This is a genomic window from Sinorhizobium fredii USDA 257 (assembly GCF_000265205.3).
Taxonomy (GTDB): domain Bacteria; phylum Pseudomonadota; class Alphaproteobacteria; order Rhizobiales; family Rhizobiaceae; genus Sinorhizobium; species Sinorhizobium fredii_B.
On sequence record NC_018000.1, the window covers coordinates 2211843 to 2229549 of the forward strand.

14 protein-coding genes are annotated in these 17707 nt (G+C 63.9%); 8 read left to right on the forward strand and 6 right to left on the reverse strand.

Going from position 1 to position 17707, the window contains the following annotated elements:
* Nucleotides 1–301: 301 nt before the first annotated feature.
* Complete coding sequence (locus tag USDA257_RS10235) at nt 302–1531, forward strand: glycosyltransferase family 4 protein (RefSeq protein WP_014762871.1); 1230 nt, start codon at nt 302–304, stop codon at nt 1529–1531.
* Here USDA257_RS10235 and USDA257_RS10240 read toward each other — a convergent pair.
* The 4 genes from USDA257_RS10240 to USDA257_RS10255 all read right to left on the reverse strand — a co-directional run bounded on the left by USDA257_RS10240 (nt 1525) and on the right by USDA257_RS10255 (nt 5416).
* Entirely contained in the window at nt 1525–2352 is an 828-nt protein-coding gene (locus tag USDA257_RS10240) for an HpcH/HpaI aldolase family protein (protein ID WP_014762872.1), read from the reverse strand. The genes USDA257_RS10235 and USDA257_RS10240 overlap by 7 nt on opposite strands.
* 70 nt (nt 2353–2422) lie before the next feature.
* Nucleotides 2423–3436 carry a TRAP transporter substrate-binding protein gene (locus tag USDA257_RS10245; protein ID WP_014762873.1) on the reverse strand — a complete coding sequence of 338 codons (1014 nt, stop codon included), beginning with the start codon at nt 3434–3436 and terminating at the stop codon, nt 2423–2425.
* A 38-nt stretch (nt 3437–3474) separates the two neighbouring features.
* A complete protein-coding gene (locus USDA257_RS10250) occupies nt 3475–4755 on the reverse strand; it encodes a TRAP transporter large permease subunit (protein ID WP_014762874.1) in 1281 nt (426 codons plus the stop codon).
* Between the two features lie 109 nt (nt 4756–4864).
* Nucleotides 4865–5416, reverse strand: coding sequence for a TRAP transporter small permease (locus USDA257_RS10255; RefSeq protein ID WP_014762875.1), 552 nt, complete (start codon nt 5414–5416; stop codon nt 4865–4867).
* A gap of 185 nt (nt 5417–5601) precedes the next feature.
* Between USDA257_RS10255 and USDA257_RS10260 the strand changes: the two genes are divergently transcribed.
* Both USDA257_RS10260 and USDA257_RS10265 read left to right on the forward strand, forming a co-directional pair.
* A complete protein-coding gene (locus USDA257_RS10260; RefSeq protein ID WP_014762876.1) occupies nt 5602–6651 on the forward strand; it encodes a LacI family DNA-binding transcriptional regulator in 1050 nt (349 codons plus the stop codon).
* 29 nt (nt 6652–6680) lie between these two features.
* A complete protein-coding gene (locus tag USDA257_RS10265; protein WP_041414063.1) occupies nt 6681–7442 on the forward strand; it encodes a fumarylacetoacetate hydrolase family protein in 762 nt (253 codons plus the stop codon).
* A 342-nt stretch (nt 7443–7784) separates the two neighbouring features.
* On the opposite strand, the gene USDA257_RS10270 is transcribed toward USDA257_RS10265, so the two are convergent.
* On the reverse strand, nt 7785–9647 hold the full coding sequence (locus tag USDA257_RS10270; RefSeq protein WP_041414064.1) for a HAMP domain-containing methyl-accepting chemotaxis protein: 1863 nt from the start codon (nt 9645–9647) through the stop codon (nt 7785–7787).
* Nucleotides 9648–9985: 338 nt separating this feature from the next.
* Nucleotides 9986–10375 (reverse strand): fluoride efflux transporter CrcB, encoded by a 390-nt coding sequence (gene crcB / locus USDA257_RS10275; protein ID WP_041414065.1) that lies wholly within the window; start codon nt 10373–10375, stop codon nt 9986–9988.
* Between the two features lie 667 nt (nt 10376–11042).
* Here crcB and USDA257_RS10280 point away from each other — a divergent pair.
* The 5 genes from USDA257_RS10280 to USDA257_RS10300 all read left to right on the forward strand — a co-directional run bounded on the left by USDA257_RS10280 (nt 11043) and on the right by USDA257_RS10300 (nt 17703).
* Nucleotides 11043–12962: a methyl-accepting chemotaxis protein gene (locus USDA257_RS10280; protein WP_014762881.1), complete on the forward strand. Its 1920-nt coding sequence runs from the start codon at nt 11043–11045 to the stop codon at nt 12960–12962.
* A gap of 169 nt (nt 12963–13131) precedes the next feature.
* Complete coding sequence (locus USDA257_RS10285) at nt 13132–13311, forward strand: hypothetical protein (protein WP_014762882.1); 180 nt, start codon at nt 13132–13134, stop codon at nt 13309–13311.
* Between the two features lie 49 nt (nt 13312–13360).
* Complete coding sequence (locus USDA257_RS10290; protein WP_014762883.1) at nt 13361–15463, forward strand: putative bifunctional diguanylate cyclase/phosphodiesterase; 2103 nt, start codon at nt 13361–13363, stop codon at nt 15461–15463.
* Nucleotides 15464–15472: 9 nt separating this feature from the next.
* Nucleotides 15473–16732 carry an ABC transporter substrate-binding protein gene (locus USDA257_RS10295; protein WP_014762884.1) on the forward strand — a complete coding sequence of 420 codons (1260 nt, stop codon included), beginning with the start codon at nt 15473–15475 and terminating at the stop codon, nt 16730–16732.
* Nucleotides 16733–16809: 77 nt separating this feature from the next.
* Nucleotides 16810–17703: a LysR family transcriptional regulator gene (locus USDA257_RS10300; protein ID WP_014762885.1), complete on the forward strand. Its 894-nt coding sequence runs from the start codon at nt 16810–16812 to the stop codon at nt 17701–17703.
* The last annotated feature ends 4 nt before the right edge of the window (nt 17704–17707 follow it).

The window sequence follows — 17707 nt, forward strand, 5'->3', positions numbered from 1 at the left end:
TTTGTTCGCAAACGTCCCTTCGAAGAGGAAGGTTCCAACCCGATTGCCCGGACCGCTGGCAACGCCCTCGGAAGCTTGACACCGATCGGCGAAGTCACCTGCCGGAGGCGAGCTTCCAGGTCTTCTTGGCTCTCGACACAACCCTCTTGCGAAGCGAGCGTCCCGTCTGCAGCCACAGGCAGCCAGCCGATGCGCTTCGGGAACAAGAGCGGCTCTCGGCAATTGTTGCAGGTGAGATCGGCCTTGCCCTTCTGAGCGCACGCACCGCGCCGCTCCTTGGCGCGGTCACAGGAGTTTAGCAATGAAAGTTGCCCAGATCGCCCCGCTTGCAGAACGCGTTCCGCCGAAGCTTTACGGAGGAACGGAGCGGATTGTTTATTGCCTTACCGAAGAACTCGTCAGGCTCGGCCATGACGTCACGCTTTTTGCGAGCGGCGACTCGCTCACCTCTGCCGAGCTGGTACCCTGCTCGGATGTCGCCCTCAGGCTCAACCCGGATGTCACCGACTTCCTTCCCCACCACGTCGTCATGCTGGAGGAGGTCCGGCGTCGTGCGCGGGAATTCGACGTCCTGCACTTCCATATCGATCTTCTGCATTTTCCCCTGGTCAGGGATTTCGCCGACCGGACGGTGACGACACTTCATACACGTCTCGACCTAATGGACCTCCAGCCCTTCTATCGCCTCTTCACGGATATTCCCGTCGTGTCCATATCCGACGATCAGCGCCGGCCGATCCCGCCCATTAACTGGAGGGGCACCGTCTATCACGGCTTGGACGAGGCGGTGTTGCCGTTTACCGAAAAGCCCGCCGGCAATTATCTCGCCTTTCTGGGACGGATTTCGCCCGAGAAAGGTCCGGAGAGAGCAATCGATATTGCCACCCAAGCCGGCATGCCCTTGAAGATCGCCGCAAAAGTGGACAAGGCGGATCGGGCCTACTGGGAGAGCGTGGTCGAGCCGTTGGTGGCAAGCCATCCGAATGTCGAGTTCATCGGCGAGATCGATGAACACCAGAAGGCGGACTTCCTCGGCAACGCGGCCGCCCTCCTCTTTCCGATCAATTGGCCGGAACCCTTCGGCCTGGTGATGATCGAGGCCATGGCCTGCGGCACGCCGGTGCTCGGATTTCGGTACGGCTCCGCCCCGGAGGTGATCGAGGACGGCGTATCGGGGATTCTCGTGGATTGGGTAGAGGAGGCCGTGGGAAGGATGGATGAAGTCTTGAGCCTCGACAGGCGACTGGTGCGCGAAGCCTTCGAGCGACGCTTCACCACCGAGCGGATGACACGCGACTACCTGGAAATTTATCGTAAGCTTCCTGGCGTCCGGACCGAGACGAGCGCGACGCGCGCGGCGGCCAGCGATCGGATCGGCCTCGAGGTCGCGCAGCAACCCTGGCGGAACTCGGTGGAGCAGGTTCCGCGGCTGGGCGATCGGACCAACAGCAGTGATGCCATCCCGGTGGCCCTGGAAGGCTCCAAGACCATCGGCACGGAACGACCCGGCGGCGGACGGCCCGGTCAGTAAGACTTCTGCAAGTGTGAGGATGAGGCGACCTGTTCGCCGCCCTTTTCCGCCTGCCGCAGCGCCCGGTATTCGGCCATCGCGGCCAGACCGGCATCGCGCAGCAGCGCCACGTCATGCGGGCCGGCGATGACGCGGTAGCCGCGGTCGATCAGTTCGGCGACCGAGGCGCCGGCATTAGGCACGGTGCCCATGATCTTGCCGGAGGCGAGAATCGCCTTCTCGGCGCGTTGAACCAGTTCGCGCACCTCCGGATGGCCGGTCTGTTCGAGACGGCCGATCGAACCGGCGAGATCGTTGACGCCGATGAAGATGATGTCGGCGCCTTCTGTTGCCGCGATCACATCGGCATTGTCGACTGCCGTGTGGGACTCGATCTGCACCGCGATCAGCATGTTCTCGTTGGCCTTGTGGACATAGCCGGGCTCAAGTCCGAAGGTCGAGGCGCGCACCACGCCCGCCGCATAGCCCCGGATGCCTTGCGGCGGATAGCGGCAGGCCCGAACGGCCGCCAGCGCCGCTTCTGCCGTATCGACCGAGGGGATCATCACCGATTGCACACCCGCATCGAGCACCCGCTTCAGGAAAACATGGTCGTTCCAGGGGACCCGGACCAGAGCCGGCGAGGGCGTCGTTTCGATGGCGCGCAGCGTGTCGATGATCTCGCTGGTTTCGCCGACGCCATGCTCGTGATCGACGAGCAGGAAATCGAAGCCGGCATGGCCGAGGATTTCCGCATTGGTCGGCGAGCCGCCGCCGACCCAGCATCCGAACGCGACATGACCGGCGGCAAGGTGGGCTTTCAGGCGGTTTTTGGTGTACATGGACAGTCAGCCTCGAATTGGAAAAGGGAGGAAGGCACGGGAGCTTGACGCCCCATGCCAAGTTCAGATCTCAGTTTGCGGCGCGCACCCGCTCGATCGTTTCCTTGAGCGCCTTGACGAGGTCCGGATTGGCGGAAGCCGCAAATTTATCGGCAACCGGCTTGGTCTTCTCGCGGAACCGGGCGATTTCCTCCGGCGGTAGCTTGGTGACCGTCATGCCCGAAGCGGCAAGCGCGTCGACCGCCTTCTGATCGGCATCGCGGGAGAGCTGGCGCTGGAAGGCGGCCGCCTCGCTCGCGGCTGCCTGCAACAGGTCCTTTTCGTCCTGGTCGAGCTTCTCCCAGAGGGGCTTCGAGAATAGCAGCACCATCGGATTATAGGTGTGGCGGGTCAGCGTGATGTATTTCTGCACCTCGTTGAGCTTTGCCGTCAGGATGCTCGGCGCCGGGTTCTCCTGGCCGTCGACCGTGCCGGTCTCGAGCGCCGTATAGACTTCCGGGAAGGGCATCGGCACCGCATTGGCGCCGAGCGCCTGGAACATTTCCAGATAGATCGGCGACTGCACGACGCGGATCTTCAGGCCTTCGATGTCGTCGACCTTCTCGACGGGGCGGCGGCTGTTGGTGAGGTTGCGGAAGCCGAGTTCCCAATAGGCGAGCACAACAAGGTTCTTGCCGTCAAGTTGCTTGGCGAAGGTCTTGCCGACCTCGCCATCCATCACCGCATCGGCTTCCTTGGTCGATTCGAACAGGAAAGGAAGGTCGAGCACGGCGAAGTCCGGCGCAAGGCTCGCCATCAGGCCGGCGTTCATGACGGACATCTGCAGAAGCCCACCCTGCAGCGCGGTCACTGACTGAAGGTCGCCGCCGAGCATGCCGGCCGGGAAGACCTTGACGTCGATCTTGCCGCCGCTCTTTTCCTTGACGATCTCGGCGAACTTGCGCTGGCCGATGACGAGCGGCGAGCCTTCGGCGCCGGCGCTAGCAAAGCGGAGCGTCTGCTCGTGGATCTCGGCGCTTGCCGAGAGCGGCGCGGCTGATGCCAGCATCAGACCGGTTATCACTGCCATCAATGTCTTACGCATGTCGTTTCCTCCTTGATACGATGCGATTCTTTCGGAAATCAGCGCCCCAGCCAGGCGGCGGGCCAGGTGACGAGTTCGGGGAAGGCGATCATCAGCGCCAGCACGACGAGCTGGGCGACCATGAAGGGCGTGACGCCCCGGATTACCGTTTCCATGTTGAGCCGCGAGACGCCGGCGACGACGTTCAGCACCGTGCCGACCGGCGGCGTGATGAGGCCGATGGAATTGTTGATGATGAACAGCACGCCGAAATAGATCGGATCGATGCCGGCTGCCTGCACCACCGGCACCAGCACCGGCGCAAGGATCAGAATGGTCGGCGCCATGTCCATCGCCGTGCCGACGATGACGACGAGGATCATGATCGCCAGCATCAAGAGCTTCGGGCTGTCCATGAAGGGCGACAGGAGTTCGATCACCTGCCCCGGCAGATCGGCGATGGTGATCAGCCAGGCCGAGACGAGCGCCGCCGCGACGAGAAAGATGACGACGCTCGTCACCTTGGCGGAGGAGACGAAGACGGCGTAGAGCTGGCCGAGGCTGAGCTCGCGATAGATGCAAGTGGCGACGAAGATCGAATAGACGGCGGCCACCACGGCGGCCTCGGTCGGCGTGAACAGACCGAATTTCAGCCCGAAGATGATGATCACCGGCAGGCCCAGCGCCCAAAGGCTTTCGCGAAGCGCCTTCAGCCGCTCGGCGCCGCTGGCGCGCGGCCGCAATTCGATCTCCTCCTTGCGCACCATCAGCCACCAGGCGACCGCGAGACCGGCACCGATCATCAGACCCGGCGCAATGCCGGCCATGAACAGCTTCGAGATCGACAGGTTGGCGGTGACGCCGAACAGGATGAAGGCGATAGACGGCGGGATGATCGGTCCGATGACCGAGGCCGAGGCGACGAGGCCGGCGGAGCGCGCCTTGTCGTGGCCGGCCTTGACCATCATCGGCACGAGCAGCGCCCCGAGCGCTGCCGCGTCGGCGACGGCGGAACCGGAGAGTGCCGAGAGGACGCAGGCGGCGATGATCGCCACATAACCGAGCCCGCCGCGCACATGGCCGACGAGCGTCAGGGCGAGCGCCACGATCCGCTTCGAGAGCCCGCCGGCATTCATCACCTCGCCCGCCAGCATGAAGAAGGGAACGGCCAGCAGCGTGAAGCTGTCGGTTCCGCCGACGAGGTTCTGGGCCAGGATCTGCGGATCGAACATGGCAAGCTGGACCATCAGCGCCACGCCGCAGAGGAGCAGCGCATAGGCGATGGGCATGCCGATCGCCATGGCGGCGAGGAGGGCGGTGATGAAGACCAGAATTGTCATCGCGGACCAACCTTTGCCGCTGGTGCTGAAGGGGATCACGCCCCTCTGATCGCGGCTGCAACTTTCGGAAAGCGCCGGCGCGGCGCATCGAGACGGCTCGGCAACACCCTCAGCGCGGCGGCCCGCTACCAGGCGGCAATTGCGCGATACCGAAATCCTCTTCCGATTCCTTGACGCCGATCAGCTCCTCGTCGCTGATCCGGCCGCTCAGCGAACGCAGGAGCGACAGGCAGAACCAGGCGGCCGCGAAGGCCGTGAAGATCAGCACCGGCACGAAGAACCAGACCTGGGAAATGCCCATGACCGGCGTCGTCATGCCGAGATTGATGCCGGCCTGCTGCCAGGTGCCGGAAAAGATCAGCCAGGTCGTATAGAGCATCAGCAGGTTGGAGAGCACAAAGCAGACGAGGCGGCCCTTGCGGGAAAGGCGCCTGATCAGCGTGTCGACGCCGAGATGCGCCTGCTCGAACAGCGTCACCGCGGCGCCGAGAAAGACCAGCCAGACGAAGAGCAGGCGCGACAGCTCCTCCGACACGGAAATGCCCGTGTTGAAGGCATAGCGCAGCACGACATTGCCGAAGACCAGAACCAGCATAGCCGCGAGACAGGCGGCGAGCAGGAACTGCACGGGGCTTAGCAGGAATTTCCGAATCGCGTGCATGGCGGTTCCTCCTCCGATGACGGCTTTCCCGATCATGCGCCTCGGCACATGATCGCCTCCGGAAGCCGGTCAAGATGTAAGCGCTTACATAGCACTTTCATGCGATGTGTCAAACAGAAAGTAAAGCTATTGGAAAATGCGATGTAACCGTATACATACCTGATCGATAGAGGAGAATTGGCCCCATGGGACGTGGAGGAAGAGAGCGGAACTCACAGGCGGGGGCACGCGCCCTCGACGTGGCGGCGCTGGCCGGCGTTTCGACCGCCACGGTGTCGCGGGCCTTCAATGCGCCGGAGAAGGTCGCGCCGGAAATTCGCGAAAAAGTGCTGAAGGCGGCGGCCGAGCTTGGCTGGATGCCGCATCCGGCCGGCGCGGCGCTCGCGAGCCGCCGCACCTGGCTTGCCGGCGTCCTCATTCCGACGCTCGACAACGACGTCTTTGCTTCGCAGGTCGGCGCCTTACAGACCCGCTTGTCCGGAGACGGCGTCACGGTGCTGATCGGCTGTTCGAACTACGACGCCGACCAGGCCGCAAACCAGGTCCGGACGATGCTGGCGCGCGGCGTTGAGGCGCTGGCGATCGTCGGGGAATCGCATCGCCCCGGCCTGTTCGAGACGATCGCGGCGCGCGGCGTCCCCTACGTCCTCACCTATTCGCACCGGCCCGGCTCCCCTCACCCGAGCATCGGTTTCGACAATGCCGCCGCCTTCCGGCGGATCGCCCGCCATCTGCTCGATCTCGGCCATCGCGATTTCGGATTTATCCATCAGCCGTCGATCGACAACGACCGTGTAGTGGCCCGAATTGAAGGCCTGTGCGCAGCACTTGCCGAAGAAGGCGTGGCGCTGCGGCCCCAGCACGTACGCGAGGGGCCGGCGAGCATTGCCTTCGGCCGCCAGAGCCTGCGCTCGATCATCGAAGCCCCCGGGCCCCGCCCGACGGCAGTCGTCTGCGGCAACGACGCGCTGGCGATCGGCGCGCTCATCGAGGCGCGGGGGCTCGGCATCGACGTGCCGGGAGAGCTCTCCATCACCGGTTTCGACGACGTGGCGATGGCGGAACAGACCGACCCGCCGCTCACCACCATGCGCGTCGACAATTCCGAGATCGGACGGCGGGCGGCGGATTATCTGCTAGCTTGCCTTGCGGGTGAGCAACCGCCGCCGCCGCCGCCGCTCGAAAGCCGCCTGATCCTCAGAGGGTCGACGGGTGTCGCCCATTCCGCTGCCTGACCCTCTCCCTCTCATTCCGGATGATTACCATGATAGACGCTGCAAGCACCTTCGATCCCGCTGAACTCGCCCAGCGCTTCGCGACCGCAAAGGATCGCATCGCCGCCGCGCAACTGCCGGGACCCGAGACCATTGCCGAGGCGATCGCCGTGCAGGCTTTGCTCGTCACGCCCGAGGAAGCGCCTGCCAGCGGATACAAGGTGGCCCGCTCGCCCGAAGGCGTCGGCGTCGCCGGCCGCCTCTCGCCGGTCGCGATCGCCGGGCCGGATGGGCAACCCGTGACCTTCCGCTGGCGGAAAGGCCTGCGCGTCGAGGCGGAGATCGGCTTCCGTCTCGCCTCGGACCTGCCGCCGCGACAGACCGGCTACAGCCGGGGCGAGGTGATCGCCGCGATCGGCGCGGTCCATCTCGGCGTCGAGGTGCTCGACAGCCGCATCGAGGAAGGCGGCAAGGCGCCGTACCTTCTCTTCCTCGCCGATCGTCTCGGCAATGCCGGCTATGCGCTCGGGCCCGAACTGCCGCGCAATCTTCTCGATGGCGCGGAGGCGCGGAGCCTCGAAGTGAGCCTCGACGGAGCGCCGCTCTTCGCCGGCGAGGCCCACCACCCGGCTGGCGACGTGCTCGCCTGGCTCGTCGGCTGGGCCAATGAAACGCAAAGGGCGGAAGACACACTCGCTACCGGAGAGATCGTCACCACCGGCAGCCTGTGCGGCGCCCTCGATGTCGCTGCACCCGGCCGCCTCGAAGTAAGGCTCGATGGCAGCTGGACCCTGCCGGTTCGGTTTGAATAGCTAGAACCGCATCCGATCGAATTGCAGCGGCGGATCGGGAGTGCGGATGTCGACACCCCCTCTGCCCTGCCGGGCGTCTCCCCCACAAGGGGGAAATTGGCTAGAGGCACCGATCTGCCTTAAGATCGATGTCACGAGCTCACACCGCATCCATGATCACGGCAAGTGTAGAGCGAGCAGCCGATCCCCCCTTGTGGGGGAGATGCCCGGCAGGGCAGAGGGGGGTCCCACTTAGGGCAGGACGACAAAGCCGCCGGCGACATCAAAGCGCCTGCCATTCCTCCGCCACAGTGCATTCCCCCGGAAGGATTGGACGATCTTGGCGACCAGCTGGCAAGCCGGTCAAGCAGCCGAGCGCCGGCTGGGAGCCGACGACGTGTGCATCGATGCCGCGCCTGCGCCGATATCGAACTGGCGCAACAATTGGAACAGTGCGTCCGCCTCCCTGGCAAGACCGTGGGCGGCGGCCGTCGCTTCCTCGACCATGGCCGCGTTCTTCTGCGTCCCCTGGTCCATCGTGTTAACGGCCGTGTTGATCTCCTTCAAGCCCGTCGCCTGCTCCTTCGAAGCTTCGACGATCGCGCCGACATTGCCGTCGACCTGTTGGACCTGCTCGACGATTTCCCGCAGCGCCTTGCCGGTTTCCCCGACGAGGGCCACGCCATTCTTGACGTGGTCGTTCGAGGTGTTAATCAACTCCTTGATCTCCTTGGCGGCCTTGGCGGAACGCTGTGCCAGCTCGCGTACCTCCTGGGCAACGACGGCGAAGCCCTTGCCGGCCTCGCCGGCACGAGCCGCCTCGACGCCGGCATTCAGTGCCAAGAGGTTGGTCTGGAAGGCGATCTCGTCGATCACGCCGATGATATTGCCGATCTCGACCGCCGAGGCTTCGATCTTGCCCATGGCGTCGACCGCGTCTCGGACGACGCGTCCGGAACGCTCCGCACTATCCTTCGTCTTGCGAACGAGTTGCCCCGCCTCCTGAGCGCGGTTGCTGGAGTCGGCGACCGTGGTGGTGATCTCTTCGAGTGCGGCGGCCGTCTCCTCGACGGAAGCCGCCTGCTGTTCCGTCCGTTTGGAAAGATCGTCGGATGCAGATCGGATCTCCTGCGCGCCTCCTGCGATGGCGCTTGCATTCTCGGCAACCGCCTGCATCGCCTCGCGCAGCTTTTCGACCGCGGCGTTGAAATCGAGCCTCAACTTGTCGAGCGACGGAATGAACGGCGTATCGATCCTCTGGGTCAGGTCGCCGTCGGCCAGATTTTGCAGCGCGGCGGCAAGCTGATGGACGGCCTCACCCGTCTGTTCTGCCAGGGCATCGCGCTGCTTCGCATCCTCTTCGAGCCGCTGGCGCGCCGTTATCGCCCGTGTCGCCTCTGCATCCGCCTCGCGCTCAGCCTTTGCGGAGATCGCATCCCGCAGCGCGGCGACCGCACGGGCCAACGTCCCGATCTCGTCGCGGCGCGCCTCAAGGCGGCGGTCGCCGCTCAAGTCGCCCTCGGCCATCGCCTTCAGTGACAGTTGAAGCTTGGAAAGCGGGCCAATAATCGAGCGCGCCGTCAGCGCGGCGGCGACGATCGAAAGAAGCGCCGCGACACCGAGCGCCGTGAATGCCACGGATTCGAAACCGCTCACGGTGTCGCGCACGTCGCTGCCGATAGATTTGTTCAAGGCTTCCTGGTAGTCGATGAATTTGTTGATAGCGCCGAGCCAGGCCTCGAAAAGCGAGCTGGCCTGTTCCAGCAGGATGCGGCGCGCCGCCTCTCGGTCCCCCTTCTTCTGCAGCGCGATGATTTCTGCGACGAGCGGATTGGTCTTGGCCTGGATCGCGGCGATTTCGGCGAGGATGGTTCGCTCCTGTTCGGTCGCGCCGGCCGGAGAGGCGATCATTTCGGCCATCCGCTTTTCGTTTTCGGCGTAGGTGGCGGCGAGTTTCGCGATCGTGGCGACCGCCGTATTGTGGTCCTCATTGGAGGTCACCAGCGTGACGTCGCGGATAGCGATGGCCCGGTCATGGACGCTGCCGCGATAATTGATCGCAAAGCGTTGCTTCGCACTGTTCACGTCATTGATGGTGGCGAGATTGCCGTTGATCTCTTCGACCTCAACGGCGCAATAGATGGTCAAGCCGACCATCATGAGAAGCAGGAAGCCGAAGCCGGTGGCGAGGCGTGCGGCGATCCCGAAGCTTTTGAAATGGCTCATCGATGTTTCCTTGTCCCTGACGCTTCGCGATTGCGCACAGCCGGATCGCGCCGCTCGCCTGCCCTCAATATCCAATGAGATGAATACGTGCGATCTGCATGGCATGCAGGTGCTTCACCACATCTCGCCATGCCGACGCTGCCGCCGTCATCCGTCCGATGCAGTGAAAACCCAGTTCATGCGGGCGAGTTGCTCGCTGTTGGTCACCGCCTTCATGGCGGCTGAGACGCGCGTTGCGTCGCTCCGTTCAGCCTTAAGAAATGGCACTTCTTGGTTTCGAATTGGTGAAGAATTCGCGCCTGCTACAGAAGATAACACTAATATTCAGCGCGCAGCGATCACACCGCCTGTCCGGCTGTGACGAAGCGGACGAGCATCAGGCCGGCCACCAGCCCGAGAAGCGAAAAGGCCAGGGAGGCAGCGGCGTAGGCCGCAGCGCCTATCCACTCGCCGCGCTCCCAGAGACTGATCGTGTCGAGCGAGAAGGCGGAGAAGGTCGTGAACCCGCCGAGCACGCCCGTCGCCAGGAACAGCCGCACATCCTGAGGCAGATGGCCGCGCAAGGCGAAATATTCGGCAAGGAGGCCCATCGCGAAGGAACCAGTGACGTTGACCGCCAGCGTGCCATAGGGGAAAGCGACACCCAGGACCTGGGTGGCCAACTGGTTAACGCCATGGCGCATCGCCCCGCCCAGTCCGGCACCGAGGAATACCAGCAAATAGGCCATCACTATGCGTTTTTCCTTCTACAGCGCCGCTCGTCTTATCAGACGCGCAAAGGTCGCTAGCACTTTGAATTGCTGCCTGTCTCCTTAGATCGAGGTCGATTTAAGGAGAACATGCAGAGTTCGGGACAATAGGCGGACAGTGCGCCGCCGGCAATCGCCCGAAGCGGCGACGTCCGCCGCGGCATTGCCAGCCGTTTGCACGGGGTGGGGCCGATGCGGTTTCGGAACGAAACACTGGTCCTATCCACTTTCTGCACGGACGTGTCCACTTTCCGCCGCGAACTGTTCGACATGCGTTGTATTTAAGCGTTTGTTTACTCAACACCGCTTGGGTGGTGATTGCGACGGCGATCGCCAATGCAACCGGGGGACGGTATCCGATTCCTCGGAGTCTCGATCTCCAGAAGGCTCCGGCCTTTCCTCCGTTCGCTCCTGCGGGATGAGCCCGCCGGATTTTCAAGACCGCATGATTTCGAGGATCGGCTGGCCGCGCTCGGCAAGGGGCGCGAGAGGACGGCTGCGTGCTCGGGCTCTGAAGCTGTCCCCGCTGCCTTCGAAGGACAATCCTCCCGTTGTCCTGGCTTCGAAGCGACCGGGCAAGCTATCGCGGCAAAATTCTCGACCACGCGGAGATTCGTCTCCCGAATACAGCTCAGAGGTAGTCATAGTGAAACGACCAAGTGTGAAATTGTCGCTGATAGGCTCGATTGCCGGTATGGTCCTGACGACCGCCGCCATCTCCTGGGTATCGATCAGCTCGCTCTCCACCATCGACGTCAAGAGCGATGAGATCGTCGATAATTGGTTGCCGAGCGTCGAGCGATCCAAGGAGATCGATACCGCTCTTTCCGACCTGAGGGTGGCCTTTAATCGCCATGTCCTGGCGACGACGGACGACGAGGAACACGCGGCCGAAACGGCGATCGAGGAGGAGAAGAGCCGCTTCTTCAAGGCGATCGACGACTACGCGGCGCTCGTGACCGAGGCGAACGAACAGACCGAACTCGCGAAGATCAAGAACGCGGCCGGCCAACTGATCGACTCGGGCCGCCGGATGGTCGCTGCTTCGGCCGCAACCAAGGATGAGGACGCCAAGCAGATCATTTCCAAGGAAATGGCGCCGCGCTTTGCCGAGATCGCCAAGTCGGTCGACGTCATTGTCGGCCTCAACAAGGAGGGCGCCGCCCGTTCCGGTGCGGACATCCAGAATCTCCTGGAAAGTGCCCTGAAACTTATCTCCATTCTCTGTGCGATCGGGGTGCTTGCCGGCGGCGGCGTCATCGCCTTTGCCGTCTCTGGTATCGCCAATCCGATTTCCCGCATTACCGGCGCAATGCGCAATCTCGCCTCTGGCGACGCGCAGTCGCAGATCCCCTTCGCCGGCCGTCAGGACGAGATCGGTGCGATGGCCGAGGCCGTCGAGGTGTTCCGCCAGAACGCGCTCGCCAATCAGCGCCTCGAAGTGGAGGCGGCAGATTCGCGCAGCCGCCAGGAAGCCGAGCGCGCCGAGGTCCAGCGCCGCAACGAGCGCGAGGCCGAAGCGCTGCGCTTTGCCTCCGACAATCTCGCCGCCGGCCTGAAGCGGCTTGCAGCCGGCGACCTTGCCTTCCAGCTTAACGACGCCTTCGCGCCGGACTTCGAGTCGCTGCGCCAGGACTTCAACCAGTCAGTCCGCCAGCTCGGCACGGCCTTGTCCTCCATCGCCGAAAGCATCGGCACGATGGACAACGGCACCCGCGAGATCGCCTCCGGCGCCCAGGATCTCGCCAAGCGCACCGAACAGCAGGCCGCTTCGCTGGAGGAGACCGCCGCTGCCCTCGATCAAATCGTCGCCAATGTCGGCTCCTCGACGAAGCTGACCGAGGAAGCCCGCACGGTCGCGACCCAGGCCAACCACAGCGCGGCGAAATCCGCGGAGGTTGTGTCGCATGCCGAGGAGGCGATGCGCCGCATCGAGGAGAGCTCGCAGCAGATCTCCAACATCATCGGCGTCATCGACGAGATCGCCTTCCAGACCAACCTCCTGGCGCTCAACGCCGGCGTCGAGGCGGCCCGTGCAGGCGATGCCGGCAAGGGCTTCGCGGTGGTCGCCCAGGAGGTGCGCGAGCTTGCCCAGCGCTCCGCGCAGGCTGCCAAGGAAATCAAGGGGCTGATCCAGAACTCGACGACCGAAGTCGGAAGCGGCGTCAAGCTGGTGCGCGATACCGGTGAGGCGCTGAACGTGATTGGCGGCTTCATCGGCCAGATTAACAGCCACATGAACGCGATCGCCGTCTCCGCCAAGGAGCAGTCGACTGGGCTTGCCGAGATCAACACGGCGGTCAATTCGATGGACCAGAGCACCCAGCAGAATGCCGCGATGGTCGAACAGTCGACCGCAGCGGCCTCAAGCCTCGCCCTGGAAGCGGCGAAACTCCGCGATCTTGTCGCCCGCTTCAAGCTCGAGGGCGCATCGAACTTGCGTGCCGCCCGCGAGACGGCAAAGCCGGTCGCTTCCCCGGCACGTGCGCTCGGCGGCCGCATCGCCCGCGCCTTCGGCAGCAAGGCCGCGACCGCGGCCGCCGTCGACGAGTGGGAGGAGTTCTGAGCGCTTCCCCGGGATGGGGAGCTCGCCCCCTCATCCCGCTGCTGCGACCTTCTCCCCGGCGGGGCGAAGGGACTCGCCCTCCACGCCCCTCTCCCCGCCTGCGGGTAAAGGCCAGGGTGAGGGGCGGGTGTCGCCGCGCCGCCGTTCTAACAGCTCATGGAATTCCGAAATGTCAAATATCGCCGTTTTTTCGACCAGAACCTCCGAAGACCGCGCCCGCGTGGCCGACCTCGTGAACGCCAGGGATCGCATGCTCTCGGTTGCCGACGAGCTCGACCGCATCATGACAGCCTTGTCACAGAAATCCGTGCGAGGGGCCTACGAACAGCCAGCGAGGACCAGCTCCTGACGGAGGCAAGGCGGGGGCAACAAAGGTAGGAGCGGGGCAGGATGACGAGATGACTGGAAAACCGCTGAGCAAGCCGCGGCAATCGCTGGAGCAGTACATTCGGTCGATCGGCCGGCATTATCTCCATGCCGTCATCGTGATGACGCTGCTGATCGCTGCCACCTATCTGACCATGCTGGTCGCCCTCGACCGCCATTCGCTTCAACAGAAAATCAGTTTTCTCACCAGCAATCAGTTCATCCGCTTCCAGCAGCTCGCCAACCAGACGCGCGCGCTGATGCGCGCCTCGGCTGATCCGAACCTGCCGGACTACATCATCGGTCCGATGAGCGACGACATCCACCGGGCGATAGGCGACATCCGGGCGATCAGCACAGAATTGCACGCGCTGGATCGGAGCATCGGCGGCAATCTCCTGGAGCGGCTCAACCCGCGCGACGAGATTTCGGTTGAATTGCGCCACGAACTCAATGTCCGCCTCGAGGACTTTCTCGAGCGGGCGGCGCGGATTGCCGATACCAGCGCCGAGGACCGCCGGCAGCGCTATTCGTTCTGGGGGCCGATTGACTTCGCCGTCGCCGCCGACAGCATGCTGATGCGCCAGTTCGCCGACCTGATCCGCCACGCGCACGACCGCAGCGACGTCAGCATCGATAATGCCAAGCGTATCAGCACGGGTCTCCTCGCACTGATCGCCGCCACCGTTGTTCTGGCGAGCACCTTCCTCTTCAGTCCCCTCCTGAAGAAGCTGCGCAACGAGCAACGCCGGACGATGGCTTTCGAGCAACAGCTAACGATTCTTGCCCACACCGACGCTCTGACCGGTCTCAACAACCGCTCGTCCTTCAACGCCGCGCTCGGCGATCTCTTTGGCGAACTGGAGCGGACCGGCGCCGTCTTCTCCATGCTGCTGGTCGACCTCGACCGCTTCAAGAGCATCAATGACGGCCTCGGCCATCCGGCCGGCGATGCGGTGCTGTGCCACGTCGCGAGCGCCCTCCAGGAGACGTTGCGCGCGAGCGACTTCATCGCCCGGCTCGGCGGCGACGAGTTCGCCGTGCTGCTGCCTGGAATTGGCGATGCATCCGCGCTCGAATCTGTTGCCGAGCGGGCGATCGAGGCGATCGCCGCGGCCATTCCCTTCGAGGGACGCGGCCTGCAGGTCTCGGCGAGCATTGGCGGTGCCATTGTGCCCGATCACGCCTCGGACGAGGCCGGATTGATGCGCATCGTGGACCTGGCGCTCTATACGGCGAAGGCCGGCCGCAACACCATGGTTATATTCGACGAGGCGGCGCTGGCGCGGCGGCTCGAAGAGAACCAGCTTTCGCTCGCCCTGGTCCTTGCGGCCGATCGCAACGAGTTCGTCGTGCACTACCAGCCGAAGGTCGATCTCATGACCGGGACGCATCTGGGCTTCGAGGCGCTCGTGCGGTGGCAGCACCCCGAACTCGGTCTGCTTCCGCCCGGGCGCTTCCTGCCCTTGATGGAAGGCACGCAGCTGATCCGCGGCATGACCCGCGCCGTGATCGCCGCTGTCGGCCGCGACCTCAAGACCTGGAAGAATGCCGGCCTTGTTCCCGGCCCCGTTTCGGTCAATCTTCCCGAGGTCCTTCTGGTCGGCGGCGAAGGCTACGAGTTCTTCGCCGCCACCGTCCGGGAGAACCGCCTGGAGTGGCAGGATTTCGCGGTCGAGATTACCGAGGACGTTTTTCTCAATCGCTCGGCCGACCAGATCCTGGCGACGGTGGCACGCTTCCGCGAGCACGGCCTTTCGATCTCGCTCGACGATTTCGGCACCGGCTTCGCCTCGCTCGTGCATCTGCGCGATTTCCCTTTCGACGAATTGAAGATCGACCGGAGCTTTGTCGACGGCATAGGCCGCGACGCCCGCAGCGAGCAGATCATCCGCGCCATGATCCATCTTGCCCAGAGCCTCGGCAAGCACTGCGTCGCCGAGGGCATCGAGACGGATCAGCAAAGACGCTTCCTGATGGAGGCCGGCTGCGACGTCGGCCAGGGATACCATTTCGCCAGACCCGAGCCGGTCGCCCTTGCAGGCAAGCGGCTGCCGCAGCAGGCCGCTGCCATCCACCGGCGCACGGACTCAGGACCTGCGACGGCGCCGCTCAGGCGGATCGCGCGGCGGTGACCTAAAAGGATGGAGGATGTTGTGAGAAAAGAAATCAAGGGTGCCTGGCTTGCGGCGGCACTCCTGCTGGCGACTTCCCTTCCCGCTGCGGCGGCCGATCAGCGCGGCGCTGTGGATGTCGTGCATTTCTGGATTTCGAAGAGCGAGTCGGCGGCACTTGACGTATTGCGGAAGGCATGGGCCGAAGCCGGCCATCAGTGGGTCGATCTTCCTGCGGAAAACAAAGTGGCGGTGCACAGGATCGTCAGCGATCGCATCGCCAACGGCTATGCGCCCGCCGTCATGCAATGGAACGCCAATGAGGGCTCCCGCGAGCTGCCGGAGATGGGCATCGTGCTCGACATCGAAGCGGTCGCCACGTCGGATGACTGGCGCCGCGTCCTGCCGGCAACTGTGCTCGATCGCATTACCTACAAGGACAAGGTCTTCTTCGCGCCGACCAGCATCCACGCGGAGAACTGGCTTTGGACCAGCGAGGCCATCTTCCGCGAGGCCGGCCTGAAAGCGCCCGAGACATGGGACGAGATCTTCGCCGCCGCCGAGAAGATCGAGGCCGCGGGCCACCTGCCCATCGCACTCGGCGAAGGCCCGTGGGAGATCTCCCTGATCTTCAACGGCATCGTCTATTCGAAACTCGGTGCCGATGGCTACGCGCGGATCATCCGCGGCGACCCGGCGCTGGTCAAAGATCCGCGCATGGCAGAGGCGCTCGGCATGCTGCGGCGTCTGTCGCGCTATACGGAACCGGCGGCAGCTCGCCGGCACAGGACCTGGGCGGACGCCACGGCCGCCGTGGGAGCCGGCAAGGCGGGCATGCAGTTCATGGGGGACTGGGCAAAGGGTGAACTGGTGGCGCGCGGCTACGCCGTCGACAAGGATTTCGGCTGCAGCCTGATGCCCGGCACCGAAATCGCCTATTTCATGGTAATCGACGCCTTCGCCTTTCCGCTGACCAACCGCGAAGGCGCCGCCGAAGCGCAGCGCGCCTTCGCGCGCATGGTGCTCGATCGCGACAATCAGGTTGCCTTCAGCCGTATCAAGGGTTCCCTGCCGGTCCGCACCGACGTCGATCCGAGCGGGCTCGACCGGTGCGGCCGGCTGGGCCTCGAGAAGATCGTCCGGAACAGCGGCGTCAGCGCCCAGTCGATGGCCATGCCCACGCAGATGTCCGACGGCTGGATCGGCGTACTGGCTGCATTCTTCAGCGACGAGAGCATGTCCGTCGAGACCGCCCAGCAGCGCCTATATGACGTCGTGAACCACCAATGAGATGGGTGAACTTAACAACTTGTTTCTGCGGCGCTTGAAACTTACCAATGGATTCGTTGGAGGCGTTGGGAGGCGTCATGCTGACTTTGCGACAGATCGAGGTGATCCGCGCTATCATGGTCACCGGCACAGTCGCCGGTGCGGCGAAGCTCCTCGGCGTCGCGGCACCCGGTGTCAGCCGGCTGATGAAGTATACGGAAGACAGTCTTCGGGTTCGCCTCTTCAACCGCAGCCACGGGCGATATGTGCCGACGCCCGAAGCGCGGCACATTTTCGGATTGCTCGACACCGTTTATCGACAGGTCGAGGATCTGCAGTTCGCGGTGCAGCGGCTGGAAAAAGGTGATGGGCTCGAGCTCAGCATCGGCTCCGTTCCGAGCATCGCCAATGTGATGGTGCCGCGAGCGATCGCCAAGCTGCGCCAGCAGTATCCGGGGCTCTATGTCGATATCAACATTCTTAAAATTGAGGAAGCGGTCGATTACCTGCTCGTCGGCCGCGGCGAGGTCGTTGCCATCAGCTCCTATCTCGAACATTCGATCATCCATTTCGAACCGCTCGCGACCGGCCGGCTGCTCTGCATCGTCCCGCAAAACAGCGAGCTCGCCGCGAAGCACACGATCGCACCGGCGGACATTGTCCGCCATACGTTGATCGGCATCGATCCGAACGATCCCTATGGGCGGGTGATGACCGAGATTTTCCGTCGTCAGAACCTCGCCTATGATATGAAGATCAAGGCGCGTTTCGGCACGACCGTCTGTGCCCTCGTCGCCGCCGATCTCGGCATCGCCATCATCGACGAGTTTACCGTCGCCGGAGGCAGGGTGCCAGGAATCAAATGCCTGGAGATCGAAGCGGACACGACCTTTCCGACCTTCGTCGCGTACCGCCGGGACGTGCCGCGATCGATCTTCGCGGAGCGCTTCATCGACACGCTGAGAGCCGAAATGGCCCGCGCCAAAAGATAACATG